At 61.0% G+C, this 17,904-nt stretch carries 16 protein-coding genes and 3 tRNA genes; 11 read left to right on the top strand and 8 right to left on the bottom strand.

The window, feature by feature from the left end:
- Positions 1-28: 28 nt before the first annotated feature.
- From LA321_RS18845 to LA321_RS18835, 3 genes are all read right to left on the bottom strand, one after another.
- Complete coding sequence (locus tag LA321_RS18845; RefSeq protein WP_042069849.1) at positions 29-1,537, bottom strand: helicase HerA-like domain-containing protein; 1,509 nt, start codon at positions 1,535-1,537, stop codon at positions 29-31.
- Positions 1,538-1,663: 126 nt separating this feature from the next.
- Positions 1,664-2,158 carry a DUF2062 domain-containing protein gene (locus LA321_RS18840; protein WP_042069848.1) on the bottom strand — a complete coding sequence of 165 codons (495 nt, stop codon included), beginning with the start codon at positions 2,156-2,158 and terminating at the stop codon, positions 1,664-1,666.
- Positions 2,152-2,670, bottom strand: coding sequence for a DUF2062 domain-containing protein (locus tag LA321_RS18835; protein WP_026457808.1), 519 nt, complete (start codon positions 2,668-2,670; stop codon positions 2,152-2,154). The genes LA321_RS18840 and LA321_RS18835 overlap by 7 nt, the downstream gene beginning before the upstream one ends.
- A 27-nt stretch (positions 2,671-2,697) precedes the next feature.
- On the opposite strand from LA321_RS18835, the gene LA321_RS18830 reads away from it, so the two are divergent.
- The 11 genes from LA321_RS18830 (at position 2,698) to LA321_RS18780 (ending at position 12,975) form a co-directional block, all read left to right on the top strand.
- Positions 2,698-4,899, top strand: coding sequence for a DNA internalization-related competence protein ComEC/Rec2 (locus LA321_RS18830; protein WP_042069847.1), 2,202 nt, complete (start codon positions 2,698-2,700; stop codon positions 4,897-4,899).
- Positions 4,900-5,002: 103 nt separating this feature from the next.
- Entirely contained in the window at positions 5,003-6,772 is a 1,770-nt protein-coding gene (gene msbA / locus LA321_RS18825; protein WP_042028667.1) for a lipid A ABC transporter ATP-binding protein/permease MsbA, read from the top strand.
- Positions 6,769-7,773, top strand: coding sequence for a tetraacyldisaccharide 4'-kinase (gene lpxK, locus LA321_RS18820; RefSeq protein ID WP_042069845.1), 1,005 nt, complete (start codon positions 6,769-6,771; stop codon positions 7,771-7,773). Before msbA ends, lpxK begins: the two co-directional genes overlap by 4 nt.
- Positions 7,774-7,901: 128 nt before the next feature.
- Positions 7,902-8,090 (top strand): Trm112 family protein, encoded by a 189-nt coding sequence (locus LA321_RS18815; RefSeq protein ID WP_026457119.1) that lies wholly within the window; start codon positions 7,902-7,904, stop codon positions 8,088-8,090.
- Positions 8,087-8,866 (top strand): 3-deoxy-manno-octulosonate cytidylyltransferase, encoded by a 780-nt coding sequence (kdsB, locus tag LA321_RS18810; protein WP_042069843.1) that lies wholly within the window; start codon positions 8,087-8,089, stop codon positions 8,864-8,866. Before LA321_RS18815 ends, kdsB begins: the two co-directional genes overlap by 4 nt.
- A 211-nt stretch (positions 8,867-9,077) precedes the next feature.
- Positions 9,078-9,722, top strand: coding sequence for a UvrY/SirA/GacA family response regulator transcription factor (gene uvrY / locus LA321_RS18805; protein ID WP_026457117.1), 645 nt, complete (start codon positions 9,078-9,080; stop codon positions 9,720-9,722).
- 129 nt (positions 9,723-9,851) lie between these two features.
- Complete coding sequence (gene uvrC, locus LA321_RS18800; RefSeq protein ID WP_042069841.1) at positions 9,852-11,705, top strand: excinuclease ABC subunit UvrC; 1,854 nt, start codon at positions 9,852-9,854, stop codon at positions 11,703-11,705.
- Between the two features lie 222 nt (positions 11,706-11,927).
- On the top strand, positions 11,928-12,482 hold the full coding sequence (pgsA, locus tag LA321_RS18795) for a CDP-diacylglycerol--glycerol-3-phosphate 3-phosphatidyltransferase (RefSeq protein WP_026457115.1): 555 nt from the start codon (positions 11,928-11,930) through the stop codon (positions 12,480-12,482).
- A 180-nt stretch (positions 12,483-12,662) separates the two neighbouring features.
- Positions 12,663-12,738: transfer RNA gene (locus LA321_RS18790), tRNA-Gly, on the top strand.
- Between the two features lie 35 nt (positions 12,739-12,773).
- Positions 12,774-12,847, top strand: a tRNA-Cys gene (locus LA321_RS18785).
- Between the two features lie 41 nt (positions 12,848-12,888).
- Positions 12,889-12,975: transfer RNA gene (locus LA321_RS18780), tRNA-Leu, on the top strand.
- Between the two features lie 371 nt (positions 12,976-13,346).
- Here the strand turns inward: LA321_RS18780 and LA321_RS18775 are convergent.
- The 5 genes from LA321_RS18775 to LA321_RS18755 all read right to left on the bottom strand — a co-directional run bounded on the left by LA321_RS18775 (position 13,347) and on the right by LA321_RS18755 (position 17,898).
- On the bottom strand, positions 13,347-13,670 hold the full coding sequence (locus LA321_RS18775; protein WP_156140866.1) for a hypothetical protein: 324 nt from the start codon (positions 13,668-13,670) through the stop codon (positions 13,347-13,349).
- Between the two features lie 760 nt (positions 13,671-14,430).
- Positions 14,431-16,041 carry a hypothetical protein gene (locus LA321_RS18770; protein ID WP_042069839.1) on the bottom strand — a complete coding sequence of 537 codons (1,611 nt, stop codon included), beginning with the start codon at positions 16,039-16,041 and terminating at the stop codon, positions 14,431-14,433.
- Positions 16,038-16,598 (bottom strand): baseplate complex protein, encoded by a 561-nt coding sequence (locus LA321_RS18765; protein WP_042069838.1) that lies wholly within the window; start codon positions 16,596-16,598, stop codon positions 16,038-16,040. The genes LA321_RS18770 and LA321_RS18765 overlap by 4 nt, the downstream gene beginning before the upstream one ends.
- Positions 16,595-17,476 (bottom strand): MCP four helix bundle domain-containing protein, encoded by an 882-nt coding sequence (locus LA321_RS18760; protein ID WP_042069837.1) that lies wholly within the window; start codon positions 17,474-17,476, stop codon positions 16,595-16,597. The genes LA321_RS18765 and LA321_RS18760 overlap by 4 nt, the downstream gene beginning before the upstream one ends.
- A complete protein-coding gene (locus LA321_RS18755) occupies positions 17,473-17,898 on the bottom strand; it encodes a tail fiber assembly protein (RefSeq protein ID WP_042069835.1) in 426 nt (141 codons plus the stop codon). Before LA321_RS18755 ends, LA321_RS18760 begins: the two co-directional genes overlap by 4 nt.
- Positions 17,899-17,904: the final 6 nt, after the last annotated feature.

Here is a 17,904-nt window from a genome sequence, read left to right as displayed (position 1 = left end):
TTTTTTGTATCCGTCGCTTTTGGTTGCGTCAGCGTCGCCGTTTGCTGCCCCCCAAGAGAGAGCCGAGCACCCCGCGTACCAGCTGGCGCCCTACCTCGTTGCCTATGGTGCGGGCCACGCTCTTGGCGGCGGTCTGTACCACGCCGTCATGCTGGCCACCACGGGGGCCGGTGCGGCCAAACAATATCTCGTTCAGGGCATCGAGCAGCCCGCCTTCCCCGTTGGATGACGGCTCGTTGCCTTGCTCGCTTGTGGTTATCGCCTTGCCCCCGTTGAGACGCTCGAAGGCGGATTCGCGATCCTCGGGCGTCTCGTAGCGGCCATGCAGCAATGAGCCCTGGATCAGGTTCTGTCGCTCTGCTTCGCTCAGGGGCCCGATCCGGCTGGCCGGCGGGGCAATAAAGGCACGCTCCACCACGCCGGGGCGCCCCTTCTCGTCGAGCAGGGAGATGAGTGCCTCGCCGACGCCGAGTTCGGTGATGACGCCGGCCGCATCGAAGGCCGGGTTGGCGCGCAGGGTGTTGGCGGCGATCCGCACCGCCTTCTGATCGCTTGGGGTAAAGGCGCGCAGGGCGTGCTGCACCCGGTTGCCAAGTTGCCCCAGCACGCTGTCGGGAATGTCGGCCGGACTCTGGGTGACGAAGTAGACGCCCACCCCTTTGGAGCGGATGAGCCGCACCACCAGCTCGATCTTCTCCAGCAGCGCCTTGGGGGCGTCGTTGAACAGCAGGTGCGCCTCGTCGAAGAAGAACACCAGCACCGGCTTATCGGGATCCCCCACCTCTGGTAGTTGCTCGAACAGCTCGGAGAGCAGCCAGAGCAGGAAGCAGGCATAGAGGCGGCTGGAGTGGGTCAGCTTGCCCGCCGCCAGCACATTGATATGACCGTGACCCGCCTCGTCGGTCTGCAGCAGATCCTGAATGTCCAGCATGGGTTCGCCGAAGAAGTGATCGCCGCCGGCGCTCTCCAGGGTCAGCAGGTTGCGCAAAATGGCCCCGACGGAGGCAGTGGAGACGTTGCCGTAACGAGTAGTGAGGGATTTGGCATTATCCCCGGCAAACTGAACCATGGCTCGCAAGTCCTTGAGATCCAGCAGCAACAGCCCCTCGTCGTCCGCCACCTTGAACACCAGCTCCAGCACCCCGCTCTGGGTATCGTTGAGACCGAGCAGGCGGGAGAGCAGCAAAGGCCCCATGTCGGAGATGGTGGCCCGCACCGGGTGCCCCTGCTCGGCAAAGAGATCCCAGAACAGGGTCGGGCTCGCGGCAAAGTTGGGGGCTGGAATGCCGAGTTGTGCCAGCCTGGCATCCAGCTTGGCCGAGCCAGCACCGGCGGCGCCAAGGCCACTCAAATCCCCCTTCACATCGGCGAGAAACACCGGTACCCCGAGGCGGGAGAAGCCCTCCGCCAGCACTTGCAGGGTGACCGTCTTGCCGGTGCCGGTCGCCCCCGTGATGAGACCGTGGCGATTGGCCATGGCGGGCAGCAGGGTGAGGGGCTTGCCATCGGCATAGGCCAGGATCAGCGGGTCGGCCATGGTGGCCTCCTTGTTTCGTATTGTGTGCAGGAAACAACGGCTTACAAGGAGTGTGGCGGGAGAGTCAGATGAAGGCAAGACGGGCCATGGCGGCCTGTCTTCGGCACGGAATGACGGCGGTTTGTGCTAGCGCTGAGCCAACTTTTGTTTCAGTTGCAGTGCCAGCAGGGTCAGCAGGCCCCCGAGCAGGGCGGTGATGATGGCCAGTAGCAGGCTGCCGAGCAGGAAGGGAGGGACCAGAGTGGCCGCCTCCTGCTCCAGCCAGTGGAGCGTCCAGGTGAGGTGGAAGGGCTCCGGCGGCTGGCTTAGCACCAGACAGCCGGTGCGATAGGCGTAAAGATACATGAAGGGCAGGGTCAACGGATTGTTGAACCAGACTGCCAGCAGGGCCAGCGGCAGATTGAGGCGAAAGGCCAGTGCCAGCGCGACGGCGATCAGCGAATGCATGGGGATGGGAAACCAGCAGGCAAAGATGCCTGCGGCCACGGCGCCGGCGAGGGCCCGGGGCTGGGTCTGCCAGAGCGCCGGGTTGAGCAGGCGCTCACCAAACAGGGCAAACCACTTCTGCTGGCGCAGGGTGTCCGGGTTTATCTTGAGGCGTTCAAGCCAGCCGCTCAGCATGCCCGCGCCACCTTGCGTTTTTGCCACTGGCGCACCGTGCTGATCCGCCAGAAGGTGCGGATCAGGGCATAACCAATCAGGGAGCTCAGCAGTGCCAGCACCAGGGAGCCCAGCAGCAGCGGCGGGGCCACGGTTTCAAAGACCGAGACCAGCCAGGCCCAGGTGAATTCGATGTCGATGGGTTGGGCGTGCTGACCCAGCAATTGGCAGCCCGTCAGGTAGGCGCCATAAAACAGTGGCGGCATGGTAATGGGATTGGAGAGCCAGACCAGGGCCACCGAGAGGGGCAGGTTGACCCGAAACAGGATGGCGCCCCCGGCGGCCAGCAGCATCTGGCAGGGGAGGGGCACCCAGGCCATGAAGAGGCCCACCGCAAAGGCCCCCGCGGCGGAGCGCCGGTTGAGATGCCAGAGGTTGGCATCGAGCAGCAGCTTGCCAAACAGGCGCAAGTGCTTGTGTTCTTTCAGGCTTTGCTGATCGGGCATCCAGCGCTGTATGAGTCGTTTGGGCATATCGTAACCTTGCTAAATACTTGCTCCATGGATCTGCGTCTGTTGTCGTTTGCCCTGGGGGCAAGCTCCTCACTGCTCTGGCCATGGTTACCTTCATTCGCATGGGGGGGACTCTTGCTGTCCCTGCTGCTTCCCCTTGCATATTATCGTGCCTGGCGGCTGCTGTTTCTCCTGTTCGGCATCCTCTGGATGCAGGCCAATCTGTCGTATCGACTGGCCTGGCTGAACTTGCTGGGAGATCAGGCGAGCCACATCATAACCGCACAGCTGAAAAGTGCAGAGCCCGAGGGCGATAAATTTGTGCGCCTGCAGCTGCAGGTGGAGCAACTCGACGGCCAACCGCTCTGGCCCGCGCCTCTGGTGCGAGTCAATGCTTACCAGGCGCTGCCTGCGTTGACGGCGGGCAGCCGGCTGACCCTGGTCAGCTCCCTCAAACCGGCACACGGGCTTGCCAATGAGGCGGGGATGGACGGTCGTCGCCTGCTGCTGGGCAAGGGGATCACCGCTACCGGCAACTTGCGCCGGATCATCGACATTCAGCCGATGCCACCGGGTTGGCGCGAACGCTGGCTGGCGGCGGCCGAGGCAAGCTGGCGCCCGCTCACCCATGGCCCCCTGCTGGCGGCGCTCACCTTTGGCGAGCAAGGCGGGATTACGGATGAGCAGTGGACCCTGTTTCGCGGCAGCGGCATCACTCACATCATCGCCATCTCGGGTCAGCACATTGCCCTGGTGGCCGTGCTGGGCTGGTGGCTTGGCCGCCTGTTCGGGCTGCGTGGCGCCATCCTCACGTCATTGCTGTTTGCGGCGACTTACAGCTGGCTGGCGGGCTTTGCTGTGGCAACCGAGCGGGCACTCATCATGGTGCTGGTGTGGAGTCTGCTACGTTGGTGCCGGCGGGAGTGGCCCGCCTATCGCATCTGGTTGTGGGCCTTTGTGGTGCTGGTATTGTGGGATCCCTTCGCCCTCTACTCGGCGGGGTTCTGGCTCTCGTTTCTGGCGGTGGCCATCTTGCTGCTGGTAGGCTATTGCCATGCCCGCCCCGGGCTTTGGCAGATCCAGCTTTGGTTGCTGCTCGGTCTGTTACCCCTGCAGTTGGCGCTGTTCGAGGGCATAGCGCCGCTGGCCATGGTGATCAACCTGCTGGCGGTGCCGCTCTTTTGCATCGCCATCATACCGCTGGCCCTGATCGGGGTGCTGCTTGCGCCGCTTGCTGCCCCATTGGCTTACGGGCTGTTCTGGCTGGCGGATCTTGGGCTCGAGTGGGTGCTGAGTCTGCTGGCCTGGCTGGCGGCCCGGTTGCAACTGTGGTGGCCGCTGCCCCACAGGTGGTTGCCCCTGTGTTCTCTGCTGCTCTTGCTCTGGGCGGGTTGGCGATGGCCACCGGCCCGCTGGCTCTGGTTGCCTGGCGTACTGGCCATGGCGCTTGCACTCTGGCCCACCGAGGCGCGCTGGCAGCTGAGGGTGCTGGACGTGGGACAGGGGTTGGCGGTGCTGATCAGCAAGGGGGATCGGGCCATCCTCTATGACACCGGCGATCGCTACCCGGGCGGTTACAACATGGCGGACGCGGTGATCCTGCCCCAGCTGAGCCGGCTCGGGATCCGGGTCATCGATCGCCTCATCCTCAGCCACAAGGACAGGGATCATGCCGGCAACCGCCAGCGATTGCTCACCACCCTGATGGTACGTGGCGAGCTCTCTTCCCATCGGTTCGACGAACGAACGTCGCTTTGCCAGCGGGGGCAGCAGTGGCGCTGGCAGGGGCTCGATTTCTCTGTGCTCTGGCCCGAACATCCCGGGGGCGGGCGCAACAACGATGGCTGCGTGGTGCGTATCCGCGACGGGCACACCAGCGTGCTGCTGAGCGCGGACATCGAACGCCAGGCTGAGCAGCGGCTGGTAGCGCTGGAAGGGGAGGGGCTTGCCAGCACCCTGCTGGTGAGTCCGCACCATGGCAGCCGCACCTCTTCCACGCCGCCCTTTGTCGCGGTGGTCGCTCCTCGCTACGTCGTGCACAGCGCAGGCTTCATGAACCAGTGGAGGTTTCCCCGCCCCGAAGTGGTGGCGCGTTATCGGGCCGCCCGCCAGTGGGTTACGGGGCTGCATGGTGCCATCCTGATCCAGCCTGAGGGAGAAGGCTTGATGGTCAGTGCCGAGCGCAGCCGGGGCCCTTGGTATCGGCGTGATGGCGCCTGGTGGCGACCCGGGCTCTGGCCTGCGCCCTGATCCGCTTTTTATCGTGCCAGGCCCTTTATCGAGATGGGGATGCTTGGTGGAAGCCCAAGCTTTGGCTAGAATAGCCCGTCATTTCCATTACTAACGGCTATTCATGCAACAAGAAACCTCACAAGAGAGCTGGCCAGTATTCAAACGCCTGCTCGGCTATGTTCGAGATCGCAAGCTGGGCCTCATTGGCGGCATCATCGGCATGCTGGGTTATGCCGCGGTCGATACCACCTTCGTCTACTCCATCAAGCCGCTTATCGATCAGGGGATCAATGGCAACGATGCCACCGTGCTGAAATGGATGCCCTTCTTCGTGCTCGGCATCGTCGCCCTGCGCGGTCTCGCCAACTTTCTCTCCAACTACTGCATGGCCTGGGTCGGCAACCACGTAGTAATGCGACTGCAGCAGCAGGTGTTCAATCACATGGTGGCGATGCCGATGAGCTTCTTCGACCGGCAGAACACCGGTCACCTGCTCTCCAAAGTGACCTATGATGCGAGCCAGGTCTCCTCGGCCGCGAGTACCACCTTGGTGACGCTGGTGCGGGAAGGGGCGACCGTCATTGGCCTGCTCGGCCTGATGTTCTATCACTCCTGGCAGCTGTCGGTGATCTTCCTGGTGGTGGGGCCGCTGGTGGGCATCATCATCGGCCTCATCAGCCGTCGTTTTCGCAAGATCAGCCGCCATATCCAGCAGGCGGTCGGAGACATCACCACCTCCACCGAGCAGATGCTCAAGGGGCATAAAGAGGTGTTGATGTTCGGTGGCCAGAAGGTGGAGGAGAAACGCTTCTTCCAGGTCAGCAACAACATGCGCCAGCAGACCATGAAGATGGTGGCGGCGGATGCCATCGGCAGCCCCATCGTCCAGATGGTTGCCTCCATCGCCCTGGCCGCCTTCCTCTATGTGGCGACTATCGACAGCGTGCGCAGCGAGCTGACTGCCGGTACCTTTACCGTCATGATCACCTCCATGATGATGCTGCTCAAGCCGCTGAAAAGCCTGACCGACGTCAACAACCAGTTCCAGCGCGCCATCACCGCCTGCCACAGCCTGTTTGGCCTGCTCGATACCGAGCCGGAGCAGGATACCGGCACCCGTACTCTGGAGCGTGCCCGCGGCGAAATCGAGTTTCGCAACGTCACCTTTACCTATCCGACCAAGGACACTCCGGCGCTGCACAACGTCAGCTTCAAGGTGGAGGCGGGTAAATCCGTGGCCCTGGTGGGGCGCTCCGGCTCCGGCAAGAGCACCATTGCCAGCCTGCTGACCCGCTTCTATGACATCGAGCAGGGGGAGATCCTGCTGGACGGCATCAACATCCGCGAGTACCAACTGAGCGAGCTGCGCAAGCAGTACGCCCTGGTCTCCCAGCATGTCCACCTGTTCAACGATTCGGTGGCCAACAACATCGCCTACGCGGCGGAGGACCGCTACAGCAGCGACGAGATCCGCCAGGCGGCCCGCATCGCTCACGCCGACGAGTTTGTCAGCAAGATGCCGCAAGGTTACGACACTGTGGTCGGTGAGAACGGTGCGTCCCTCTCCGGCGGCCAGCGTCAGCGTATCGCCATCGCCCGCGCCCTGTTGCGCGATGCTCCGGTATTGCTGCTGGACGAAGCGACCTCGGCGCTGGATACCGAATCCGAGCGCCATATCCAGGCCGCCATCGACGAGCTATGCAAGGCGCGTACTTCCCTGGTGATCGCCCACCGCCTCTCCACCATCGAGAAGGCGGACGAGATCCTGGTGATCGACGAGGGTCATATCGTCGAGCGCGGCAACCACGATGCCCTGATGGCCCAGCAAGGCACCTATGCCCAGCTGCGCGCCATCCAGTTTGGCAACCAGGCTGCGGGTCACAAGGAGTGATGGAGCAACTCTGGTATGGCAAAAGCGGTTGGCGCTGGTGGCTGGCTCCTTTTGCCCTGCTGTTTGCCATCATCAGCGGTGCCCGCCGCTACGCCTACCGACGTGGCTGGCGCAAGGCCTATCGGGCCGGCGTTCCCGTCATCGTGGTGGGCAATATCTCTGTGGGGGGCAACGGCAAGACCCCGGTGGTGATCTGGCTGGTGGAACAGTTGCAGGCGCGCGGTTACAAGCCAGGGGTGGTGAGTCGCGGTTATGGCGGCAAGGCGCCCCATTACCCCTACCGGCTTGATGCTGCCAGCACCACGGCGCAGGCTGGCGATGAGCCTGTCCTGATTGCCCGGCGCTGCGGCTGCCCCGTGGTGGTGGCCCCCAAGCGGGCCGATGCGGTCAGGCTGCTCGAGCAAAGCGGCGAGGTGGACATCATCATCACCGACGATGGCCTGCAGCACTATGCGCTGGCCCGCGACATCGAGCTGGTGGTGGTGGATGGCGCGCGCCGATTTGGCAATCGCTGCCTGCTGCCCATGGGGCCGCTGCGCGAACCGGTGACTCGCTTGAAGCGTGTGGATGCCATCATCTGCAATGGTGGCGAGCCGGCCAAAGGGGAGTATCCCATGAGCCTGATCGCCGATGGGCCGAGACGGGTGTGCGACGATGCCCCGCTTGCCGACCCTCTGCCGCGCGCCGTGGATGCCCTTGCGGGGATCGGCCATCCTCCCCGTTTCTTTGCGACCCTGACCGGGCTTGGCTATGAGCTGCAGCAAAGCGTCGGCTATGCGGATCACCATCCGTTTGATCGCGATGAACTTGTCGCCCGTTTTGGCCAACGCCCCCTGTTGATGACGGAAAAAGATGCGGTCAAGTGCCGCCCGTTTGCCCGGGACAACTGGTGGTATCTGCCGGTGAGCGCCCAACTGCCCGCCTCCTTGCTGGACACCTTGTTGCAAAAGCTGGCTCAGGCCAAGTCGGCCACTGTCGCTGCTGCCGGCGCCAGAGAATAAACGGCAGGCTTGCTCTGCCCCTGAAGGGATTATCACCTTGTCCGGCATCTTCCCTTGCCGGGCAAGGCGCTTGCTCGACACATTGTTTGCCGGGCCTATCTGCTCGACATTGTTGAAGGAGTATCGTTTTGGCATTGGATATCAAATTGCTCGACATCATCGCTTGCCCTGTCTGCAAGGGGAAACTGCAATACAACAAGGCTGTCCATGAGCTGGTCTGTCGCTTTGACAAGCTGGCTTATCCGCTGGAGGAGGGGATCCCCGTGCTGCTGGAAAACCGCGCCCGTCCCCTCAACAGCGACGAGCTGCCATCATGAGCTTCGTGGTCGTGATCCCTGCCCGCTACGCCTCGACCCGCTTGCCGGGCAAGCCGCTGGCGGATATCCATGGCAAGCCCATGGTGCAACATGTGGTGGAGAAGGCGCTGCAATCCGGCGCCGAGCGGGTGATCGTCGCCACCGATGACGAGCGGGTGGCACAGGCGCTGGCACCTGTCGCGGCAGGCATGGGCGCCGAAGTGTGCATGACCTCACCGGATCATCAGTCCGGTACCGAGCGTCTCGCCGAGGTGTGCCGCCACTACGGTTTTGCTGCCGATACCATCATCGTCAACGTACAGGGGGATGAGCCCCTCATCCCGCCCGCCATCATCCGTCAGGTGGCTGATAACCTGGCCGCCGCTACGGCGCCGATGGCGACTCTCTCTGTGCCCATCAAGGATGCGGAGGAGGCATTCAACCCCAATGCGGTCAAGGTGGTCACCGACAAGGATGGCTACGCCCTCTACTTCAGCCGGGCCAGCATTCCCTGGGATCGGGACCGTTTTGCTGCTAGTGATCGCGCTGCTGGGGGCCACGAGCAGATTGGCCCGCACTATCAGCGCCACATCGGCATCTACGCCTATCGTGCCGGTTTCATCCAGCGTTATGTGGACTGGGTGCCGAGTGCACTGGAGCAGGTAGAAGCGCTGGAGCAGCTGCGGGTGCTCTGGTACGGGGAGAAGATCCACGTCGCCCAGGCCCTCGAGGCGCCGCCGGTCGGGGTGGATACCCCGGCGGATCTGGAGAAGGTGCGTGCTTTCCTGGCCAGCTGAATGCATTGCCAGCAAAATGGAAAAACGGTGTCGCGAGACACCGTTTTTTGTTTTGATTATTTATATAATTATTTGATTTAAAACGTCATTAATGCACATTCTCAAACTTTTGGTCTGCGTAGTTTGCCAAAGCGACGAGTTTGGTTATGATGCAAGACGCCCTGTTAACCCTAACCGGGCGGCAATAACGAGATAAGAACGGGGTGTTTGGGTGATAAATGTATTCCTGGTCGATGATCATGAGCTGGTGCGTACAGGGATAAGACGCATTCTGGAAGATGTACGCGGGATCAAGGTGGTGGGCGAGGCACAGAGCGGGGAAACCGCGGTGGCATTTTGTCGTCAGCACCATCCGGATGTGATCCTGATGGACATGAACATGCCGGGTATTGGCGGCCTGGAGGCGACCCGCAAGATCCTGCGGATCCGCCCCGATGTGCGCATCATAGTGCTGACCATTCATTCAGAAAATCCGTTCCCCACCAAGGTGATGCAGGCGGGGGCCGCCGGTTATCTGACCAAGGGGGCCGCACCTGACGAGATGATCCAAGCGATCCGGCTGGTGCACTCGGGCCAGCGCTACATCTCCCCGGAGATCGCCCAGCAGATGGCCCTCAGCCAGTTTGCCTCGGCGGACGAGAACCCCTTCAAGTCCCTCTCCGAGCGGGAGCTGCAGATCATGATGATGATCACCAAGGGGCAGAAGGTGACCGATATCTCAGAACAGCTGAATCTGAGCCCGAAGACGGTCAACAGCTACCGCTACCGACTGTTCAGCAAGCTGGGCATCAATGGCGATGTGGAGCTGACCCATCTGGCCATTCGCTACGGTATGCTGGATGCCGATACCCTGTAACCGGGTCATGTGTGGTCACAAAGGCGGCGTGTGCCGCCTTTTTGCTTTTTGCCGCCCTGGCGCAGTATGCTCTCCCCGTTGATGTTCACTGCACCTGTTTTCGCCCCTTTGTATTGAGTCGAGTCGCCGATGTCCCTATCTTCCGAGCCCCTCTTTGACAGCAAGGCCTTCTTGCGCGCAGTGACCCACCAGAGCGGCGTCTATCGCATGTATGACAGCGGTGGCACCGTCATCTATGTGGGCAAGGCCAAGGATCTGAAAAAGCGGCTTGCCTCCTACTTTCGGGCCAACGTCGACAGCATCAAGACCCGCACCCTGGTGCGCCAGATCGCCGATATTCAGGTGACGGTGACCCACACCGAGACCGAGGCACTGATCCTCGAGCACAACCTCATCAAGCAGTACCAGCCGCGCTACAACGTGCTGCTGCGCGATGACAAATCCTATCCCTGGATCATCATCACCGCCCATCAGCACCCGCGCATCGGGGTTCATCGTGGTGCCCGCAAGGTGAAAGGGGACTATTTCGGTCCTTACCCCTCCGGCGGCGCGGTGCGCGAGAGCCTGCACCTGATGCAGAAAATCTTCCCGGTACGCCAGTGCGAAGATGCCGTCTATGCCAACCGCACCCGTCCCTGCCTGCTCTACCAGCTCAAACGCTGCGCCGGACCCTGTGTGCCCGGACTGGTGAGTGAGGCCGAATATGCCCAGCAGGTGGAGCTGGCCAAGTTGTTTTTGGCGGGCAAGAACCAGCAGGTGATAGGCGAGCTGGTAGGCAAGATGGAGTCCGCCAGCGGCGATCTGCGCTTTGAAGAGGCCGCCCGCTACCGGGATCAGATCCAGGCGCTGCGCCGGGTCACCGAGCAGCAGTCGGTGAGCGGCAACGTGCTGGACGAGCTCGATGTGGTGGGGGTCGCCTTCGAGCAGGGCTCGGCCTGTATCCACGTGCTCTTCATCCGCCAGGGCAAGGTGCTGGGCTCGCGCAGTTATTTCCCCAAGGTGCCGGGGGATACGCCGCAAGAGGAGGTGGTGCAGGCCTTCTTGCTGCAATTTTATCTGTCGGGGCAGGGGGGACGGCAGATCCCGAGCGAGGTACTGCTGGATGTGGCCCTCGAGGACGAGGCGCTGATCGCCGAGACCTTAAGCCAGACTGCTGGCTACAAGGTGCGGGTGGTGAGCCGTACCCGCGCCGAGCGGGCCCGCTTCATCAAGCTGGCCGCCATCAATGCCGAGACGGCCCTGCGCTCGCGCCTGGCCCACAAGAGCACCATCACTGCCCGCTTCAGCCAGTTGGAGGAGCTGCTGGAGCTGGAGGCCCCCATCGCCCGCATGGAGTGCTTCGATATCTCTCACACCATGGGGGAGCGCACCGTCGCTTCTTGTGTGGTGTTCAACCGGGAGGGGCCTCTCTCTTCCGAATATCGCCGCTTCAATATCGACGGCATCACGGGGGGGGATGACTATGCCGCCATGGAGCAGGCGCTGGAGCGCCGCTTTGGCAAGCCTCAGGAGCCGGACAAGGTGCCCGACATCCTCTTTATCGACGGCGGCCTCGGCCAGTTGCGCCGCGCCGAGGAGATCCTGGCTCGCCAGCTGGAGTTTCTCGGTGGCAAATACCCCTTGCTGGTGGGTATCGCCAAGGGGGTGACGCGCAAGGCCGGGCTGGAGACCCTGATCATGGGGGAGAGCCACGAAGAGCTGCACCTGCCGGCGGATATGCCCGCCCTGCATCTCATCCAGCACATTCGCGATGAATCCCACCGTTTTGCCATCACCGGGCACCGTGCTCGCCGCGCCAAGGCCCGCACCAGCAGCAGCCTGGAGGATATTCCCGGCGTCGGGCCCAAGCGTCGTCAGGCGCTGCTCAAATACCTGGGGGGATTGCAGGAGGTGAAACGGGCGAGCGTTGATGAGCTGGCCAAGGTGCCCGGCATCAGCCAGGAGCTGGCCCAGACCATTCATGATGGCTTGCACTCAGCCTGAGCCTTGAATGAAGCCGCTTATTCGACGGGGTCGACAGCCGGGGAAAATCGCTAACTCCTTGATGCACAAGAGCCGTGACGAAGAGGGGGCGTAAATGCCATAATGACCCCGCATTTCGTGAAGATTGCTGGGTTAACAAGACCAGGACGGGCGCCGCCGTGGTTGCATCGCAAATCGGCTTTGGCGCACTATGTAGCGACGTACAAGAAGTGGCTGAAAATAATGACAAACATACCTAACCTGTTGACGTTTTTCCGGATTTTGCTCATCCCCGTCTTCGTCATCATGTTCTATCTTCCCTACCAGTGGTCCTATCTGGCTGCGGCCATCGTCTTCATCCTGGCGGCCGCCACCGACTGGTTTGATGGTTACCTCGCCCGCAAGCTCAATCAGTCCACTGCCTTTGGTGCTTTTCTTGATCCGGTCGCCGACAAGATCATGGTTGCCGCTGCTCTGGTGGTGATTGTCGAGCATTACAACACTATCTGGGTGACCATCCCCGCCATGACCATGATTGGTCGGGAGATCATCATCTCCGCCCTGCGTGAATGGATGGCGGAGCTGGGCAAACGTTCTGCCGTCGCGGTCAGCTGGATTGGCAAGTGGAAGACCATGATCCAGATGGTGTCGCTCACCGGTCTTATCTGGCAGTACAACGTCTGGATGGTGTGGCTCGCCTATGTGCTGCTATATGTCGCCACCGTGCTTACCTTCTGGTCCATGTTCCAGTACATGAAGGCCGCCTGGGGTGATCTGACCCATCACTCCAGATTTTGAGTCGGTGAGATGGAATGTGCGCTTTCTGGCAATTTGATGTAAGAAATTGGCAAAGGCGCTAAAACTGCTCAAAAAGGGCAAAAAATGCCCGAACGATCAGTTAATTAAATATTTCTGGTTGACTGAGCGAGGAACATCGCTAGAATGCGTCTTCGTAGTCAGGCAGTCAGCCGGACCAATGCGGGAATAGCTCAGTTGGTAGAGCACGACCTTGCCAAGGTCGGGGTCGCGAGTTCGAGTCTCGTTTCCCGCTCCAAATTCAGACAATAGAGAGTCTTCTCTCTTTTGCATGGCGCGTTAGCAAAGCGGTTATGCAGCGGATTGCAAATCCGTTTAGTCCGGTTCGACTCCGGAACGTGCCTCCATATTGACAAGCCCGCGACGCGGACTTGATACCGATTGCGGTGCCCGAGTGGTGAAATCGGTAGACACAAGGGATTTAAAATCCCTCGACGTTCGCGTCGTGCCGGTTCGATTCCGGCCTCGGGCACCATTAAAATCAAAGACTTACGAAGGCCACTAGCGATAGTGGCCTTTTTGTTTTTGGCCAAGTGGCGACAGAGTGGCGACAGCTGCTCGCTGAGAGTCTTCTCTTTGGTGGGTAATAAAGCCTTGTTTAATGATGTGTAATAAATATGTTTCCTTAGGTGGGCTATATAGCTTAAAGGGCTAGCGCCGTCGGTTAGATGACTTTGGCGTTTTTGCTCTAGCCCTAGGTTGTCGATGTCAGCACACTACTCTATGGATGGTTGTGCAGTGATGGAATTGCAGGCAACGTATACTGGAACACTTTACCTCTATCTATAAAAAAGGGGAGAGCACGCCCCCCCCCCTTTTTTTATGATTTAAAACTCGCCACGAAGATCAATTTTTATAGATAGAAATCTGATCGATGAACTCTTCCGGTGGCAAGAACAGCGTATCGTAAGGGGCATCATCAGGATGCTCATATTCCTCTGGCTCATTCAGCGGGCCTTCCAATACAACAACATCTCCATATTCCTCGTATATACCATTCACAATGGTACCGCCGCCCGGAATTTCGTAAGACAGCTCAAAGCCTACAGCGTCACCATCATCATCAGTGATGGCTACAATGGAGCTCTGTGAGAGTGAGATAAGCTCACCGTCATGTTCGAAAGAATCTGGTATTTCGATAGTTACTCTACCTACGGTCCTTCTGATCATACTGCCTCGCATTTACAGAGATAAGGGGACTTTGTCCCAGTTGAAACGTCACTATACCTCTTATAAAAACCGAAATCACCGAGCATATTTAGTATAACGAACACTCTCGCATTGAGCCTGCATGAGGCTATTTGTTGCGCGTCGAGTTGTATGCCTCTGGTATAGCTCTGATCGGTGAGGGTGTGCACCAACTAGATGAGTGGCCATCAGCCTGATTCGCGTAGGGGGATGTAGCTAAATTGCATTTTTCATATCGATTGAATCTGTCGACAACTTACTGATAAATAATATTTTTTCGGCATTGACGGCGTACCACCTCGATCATTTCCAATCTTAACAATTTCCACGTAATTCTAAAATATTAAATATATTCAATGGCTTATGTTTTTCTTTTGCTGTTTTGGCCATATTTAAGCTGTAAAATCCTGCAAAAAAGATCCTTCTTTGCAGATCCTCAATGCTCTGCGGATCCTTTATCTGGCGCGGTCTGGGTATATGGTTTTGCCGTAATCCACTTTTGCAAAAAAATTTCCTAGTGAAGCCCGCAGGCGGGAGCGGATGAGCGCGGATTCCGTGGCGCAGACGCCGCCGTGGGCTTTTCCGTGGTGTTCTGGCTGCTGTGCTCGGCTCTGTACGTCGCGTATGATGTGCGCCTGCCTGACGGTGCCCATACATGCGGCGCCTTTCCCTAGCCATGCTTTGGTGCTGTCAGGCAGATAGAAGAAGGCCCCACAATGTGGGGCCTTCTTCGCTTGGTGGGCTACTCGATGATGGGGGAGAGGGTCTTGGCCAACTGGCCAGCCTGCTTGCTCTGGCCGTTGAAGGTATCGGCATTGGTGGGGGCCGGCCCGCCGTGGGTATGGCTCGCGGTGGTTGCGGCCAGCTGCTCCACCAGGTTCATCAGTTGGAGCAGCAGCCTGAAGATGTTCACCCCCTCTGTGCCCATCCACGAACGGGGTGCCTCGAAGTGCTGAAGCTCACCGGCCACACTGCGCCGCAGTTGCCCGATCACCTCCACCAGATCACCGGCCGCGGTGTGACTCATGTTGCCCAGGCTCCCCGCCACCCAGTCATCACCGGCCAGCAGCTCAATGGCCCCGAGCGCCTCGATGCGCTTCATGGCCCCGATCTGCTCCACGCTGTGCTGCTGGGTGGTGAGTCGGTGCTGGCCGAACTCGCCCAGGTAGTCGTCCGCCTCGCGGTGCATCAGTAGCGCCTTGTCATGCTGGGTGCGGTCGGTGTGGCGGCGCTGGTTGCCCACGGTATCGGTGCGGCTGAACACTTCGGCCCGTTGCTGCTGGAGCTGTTCGCCTGGGGCGATATCCGGCAGCGGCCAGTCCGAGCCCAGCACGGTGCGGATAAATGGCCGGTCAGCACGACCGAAGGCAAACCCCAGCTCGACTATCGTCCCCTCGATGGGAAACTGCAGCAGCCCCTGCTCAGGCCCGCCGAACATCCCCGGCAACGGCACGGCGCGATAGAGTGGGGCGGCCTTGTCCGGCTGGCCATCTTCCCCCAGCAGTTGCACATCCACGGCATAGCGCGGGCGAAACGGATCATTGAGCTGGCCAGCGGCCGCGCTGTCGCTGATGGCCTCGACCCGTCCGAACTTGGGCAGGTGCATCTTGTCGGCCAGCTCCGGGAACTCCCCCTCCATCTTGCGCCGTTCCGGCGACTTCACTGGTTTCCCTGGGGTCGCCGTGGTCAGGGTCATCTCGTCCCCTTTGAGCCGCACCCGCTCCACTCGCTTGCCGTTGACGATGGCGCCCGGGCGCATGGCCGGGATCGGTGCCGTGGTCAGGGTGTTGCCCGCCTGTCGGCTGGAGAAGGCCGGATCCAGCTCCACCGCCCGATCGGCCCAGCGACTATGGGCGTGACTGCCCACGAAGATGGCGCCATCCGGTTGCTGATGCCAGATGAAATCCGGCACCGCAAAGGCGCGCCCGGCGTTGTTCAGCAGCTGATAGCCGGTACCTGTACTGGTGAAGTTGGGGATTGGCCGATCGGTATAGTCGGCCCCATCCGGCAGCAAAAAGGTGAGTTTGGTCTGATCGCTCAGCCAGGCCAGCAGGCCGCGCAGGGTGGCGTGCTGAAGGCTGACCGGAAACGAACTCCCCAGGATCCCGGCCAGCTCACGGCACAGCAGCTTGCTGGCGCCATTGCTGGCGGGCTGCACGTCATACACATATCCGGTAAACCAGCGCCGCAGCTCGCCGTTATAGCCCACATCTACCGTCAGGGCCTGTCCCTTCTCCGCGCTGCCCTCAATAGTGAGAGCGGCGCGACCGCCGGCGCAGAGGTCCAGCACGATGTCGTGATCGATGAGTTTGGCCAGTTGGTTGCCCAGGGTCAGGTTGGTCGAGAGTTTCACGCCATCAGGTCTCCCAGTTTGTTATCAAGCCCCTTGATGGCCTGCTCCCATGAACTCAGCTGTTCCTGCTCGGAAGCGGGCGCCCCCTCTGATGACTTGGCCGGTTTGGTGTTGGCGTTGCCCTGGCCCACGGTGGCGGGCGCCTTTGGCATCCGCTGCTCCCGCTTCTCGGGCACCGAGTTGTGCTCGCGCAGGGTGAACTGCACTTGCCACGCCAGCAGCCCCTCCTGTTCGCTGGCGGTGATGCGCCCGGCGAACTTTGCCTGGCGTACCTTCACCGACTTGGCCAACAGCGACCCGACCCGGTAGATATGGCGCTTGCCGCCATCCCCCTTGGCATCAGCCAGCTCAAACAGACGGCTCAAAGCCTGTTCGTCATTGAAGGGGACCAGGCCCGAGATATCGAGCTCCTTGGCCTTGGCGCCCTGCTCCGAGCTGCTGGTCGAGCTGGTCTGGCCGCTGCTGTCCTTGTCCTGAAACTGCATTGATACGGTGATCCGCATCGACTTCATCACAATCGGCTCACCGTCCAGGGTGAGCATGGCGGTTCGGCTCATGGGGTTAACTCCTGCCAGAATGTGAGCGGGGAGGGGGAGAGCAGCAGGGCGCCGACCGTCATGCTGTGGCTGTGGTCCGGCGGGCTGCTCTGGCCCAATTGGGCGGCGAGGCTGGCTGCGTCTCCCTGGGCTTGCCAGTGCCACAACTGGCCACAGATGGCCGTCAGCTGGCTGAGTGTTTGCTCCAGCTCGGCCAGCTTGGCAGCCCGACGTTCTGCCAAGCTGGCCAGCTGGGTGATGGGGGTAGTGGTCCCCTGCGTCAGGCTCTCCAGTTGGGCGAGCTCGGCCCCGAGCAGTGAGCGAGCCGAGCGCAGCGGATCCCATACCAGCGGCTCATCGGCTTTCCAGCGCGGTACCTTGGCGGCGGTCGGCTTGCTCATGGCATCGTTGTGGGCGGTGAGGCGGCGCAGGGCTGCGCACCACTCTGGTAGTGGCAGGATGGCGCAAAGCGGTGCCAAGGCGTCGGCTAGCACAGTTTCGCTGTTACCGGTGACCAGCCAGGCGATGGCATGCAATTGGCCAGTCGGTAGCAGAGGGTCTGCCCCGTCCTGCAACTTGGCGGCAAGGGTAGTCACCGCGTTGGGGGCGGCCAGGCTGTACTGGTTGCCCGGGTGCTGGCCCACGCCATGCTGATAGGGGGTGACCGTCAGGCAGCGGCCGGTGACTAGCAGCCTATCGAGCTCTGCCCGCAGGCCTGCCAGCGTAGCCGCGGCCTGACTGATGGGCGTGGGGCGGTATTGCGTCCTGGGCGCCAGAGCTTGCAAGCGGGCCACGGCATCAGCCTGGCTTTCAGCTAGTTGGCCAAGTATCCCGCTGGCGCGGGAGTGTATCGTCTCGGTGCTGGCCGGCCAGCGCAGCGTGCCTTGTGTCCAACTCATTGCGGGGTATCCGGCCAGGTGACATCGGTGGGCCATCCGTCGCTTTGTGGCAAGCGATAGAGGGCGACCCGGTAGTGTTGCCAGGCGGTGAGCTGGACCTTCTCGCGCTCGCTGATGACGCCCAGTTTGTCGGCATCCTCCAGTGGCGCCATGGTTGTCGCGGCGTGCTTCAGTTTGCTGTCTAACACCGCAAGCTGTTCATCTTCGGTGGGTGGGGATTCAGTAAATTCGCCCACGGGACCAAATTCGCCAAAAAGGGCTCGGGTATAAAGTTCCCGACCATGCTCTGCAGAGTCATCTGGCGTTGCCGAAAATGGCACTTCGCAATCAGGCAGGTGAGCAAATCGCACAACCAGAGAGATGGCGGTTTTATCCCGGTTTCCCCATGTCGGCGAGCGGGCCGTCAATACGTCAAGTTTCATAAAGTG

This window comes from Aeromonas enteropelogenes, from assembly GCF_020097295.1.
GTDB classification, from domain to species: domain Bacteria; phylum Pseudomonadota; class Gammaproteobacteria; order Enterobacterales; family Aeromonadaceae; genus Aeromonas; species Aeromonas enteropelogenes.
This window is presented reverse-complemented; position numbering and strand designations above follow the sequence as displayed.

What these genes read in the sequence shown, in the direction of transcription:
- uvrC (WP_042069841.1), top strand. Translation starts at nt 9,852, where the DNA reads ATGTCCCTATCTTCCGAGCCCCTCTTTGACAGCAAGGCCTTCTTGCGC.
- LA321_RS18840 (WP_042069848.1), bottom strand. Translation starts at nt 2,158, where the DNA reads ATGCTGAGCGGCTGGCTTGAACGCCTCAAGATAAACCCGGACACCCTG.
- msbA (WP_042028667.1), top strand. Translation starts at nt 5,003, where the DNA reads ATGCAACAAGAAACCTCACAAGAGAGCTGGCCAGTATTCAAACGCCTG.
- LA321_RS18835 (WP_026457808.1), bottom strand. Translation starts at nt 2,670, where the DNA reads ATGCCCAAACGACTCATACAGCGCTGGATGCCCGATCAGCAAAGCCTG.
- LA321_RS18775 (WP_156140866.1), bottom strand. Translation starts at nt 13,670, where the DNA reads ATGATCAGAAGGACCGTAGGTAGAGTAACTATCGAAATACCAGATTCT.
- LA321_RS18755 (WP_042069835.1), bottom strand. Translation starts at nt 17,898, where the DNA reads ATGAAACTTGACGTATTGACGGCCCGCTCGCCGACATGGGGAAACCGG.
- pgsA (WP_026457115.1), top strand. Translation starts at nt 11,928, where the DNA reads ATGACAAACATACCTAACCTGTTGACGTTTTTCCGGATTTTGCTCATC.
- LA321_RS18765 (WP_042069838.1), bottom strand. Translation starts at nt 16,598, where the DNA reads ATGAGCCGAACCGCCATGCTCACCCTGGACGGTGAGCCGATTGTGATG.
- LA321_RS18830 (WP_042069847.1), top strand. Translation starts at nt 2,698, where the DNA reads ATGGATCTGCGTCTGTTGTCGTTTGCCCTGGGGGCAAGCTCCTCACTG.
- LA321_RS18760 (WP_042069837.1), bottom strand. Translation starts at nt 17,476, where the DNA reads ATGAGTTGGACACAAGGCACGCTGCGCTGGCCGGCCAGCACCGAGACG.
- LA321_RS18845 (WP_042069849.1), bottom strand. Translation starts at nt 1,537, where the DNA reads ATGGCCGACCCGCTGATCCTGGCCTATGCCGATGGCAAGCCCCTCACC.
- kdsB (WP_042069843.1), top strand. Translation starts at nt 8,087, where the DNA reads ATGAGCTTCGTGGTCGTGATCCCTGCCCGCTACGCCTCGACCCGCTTG.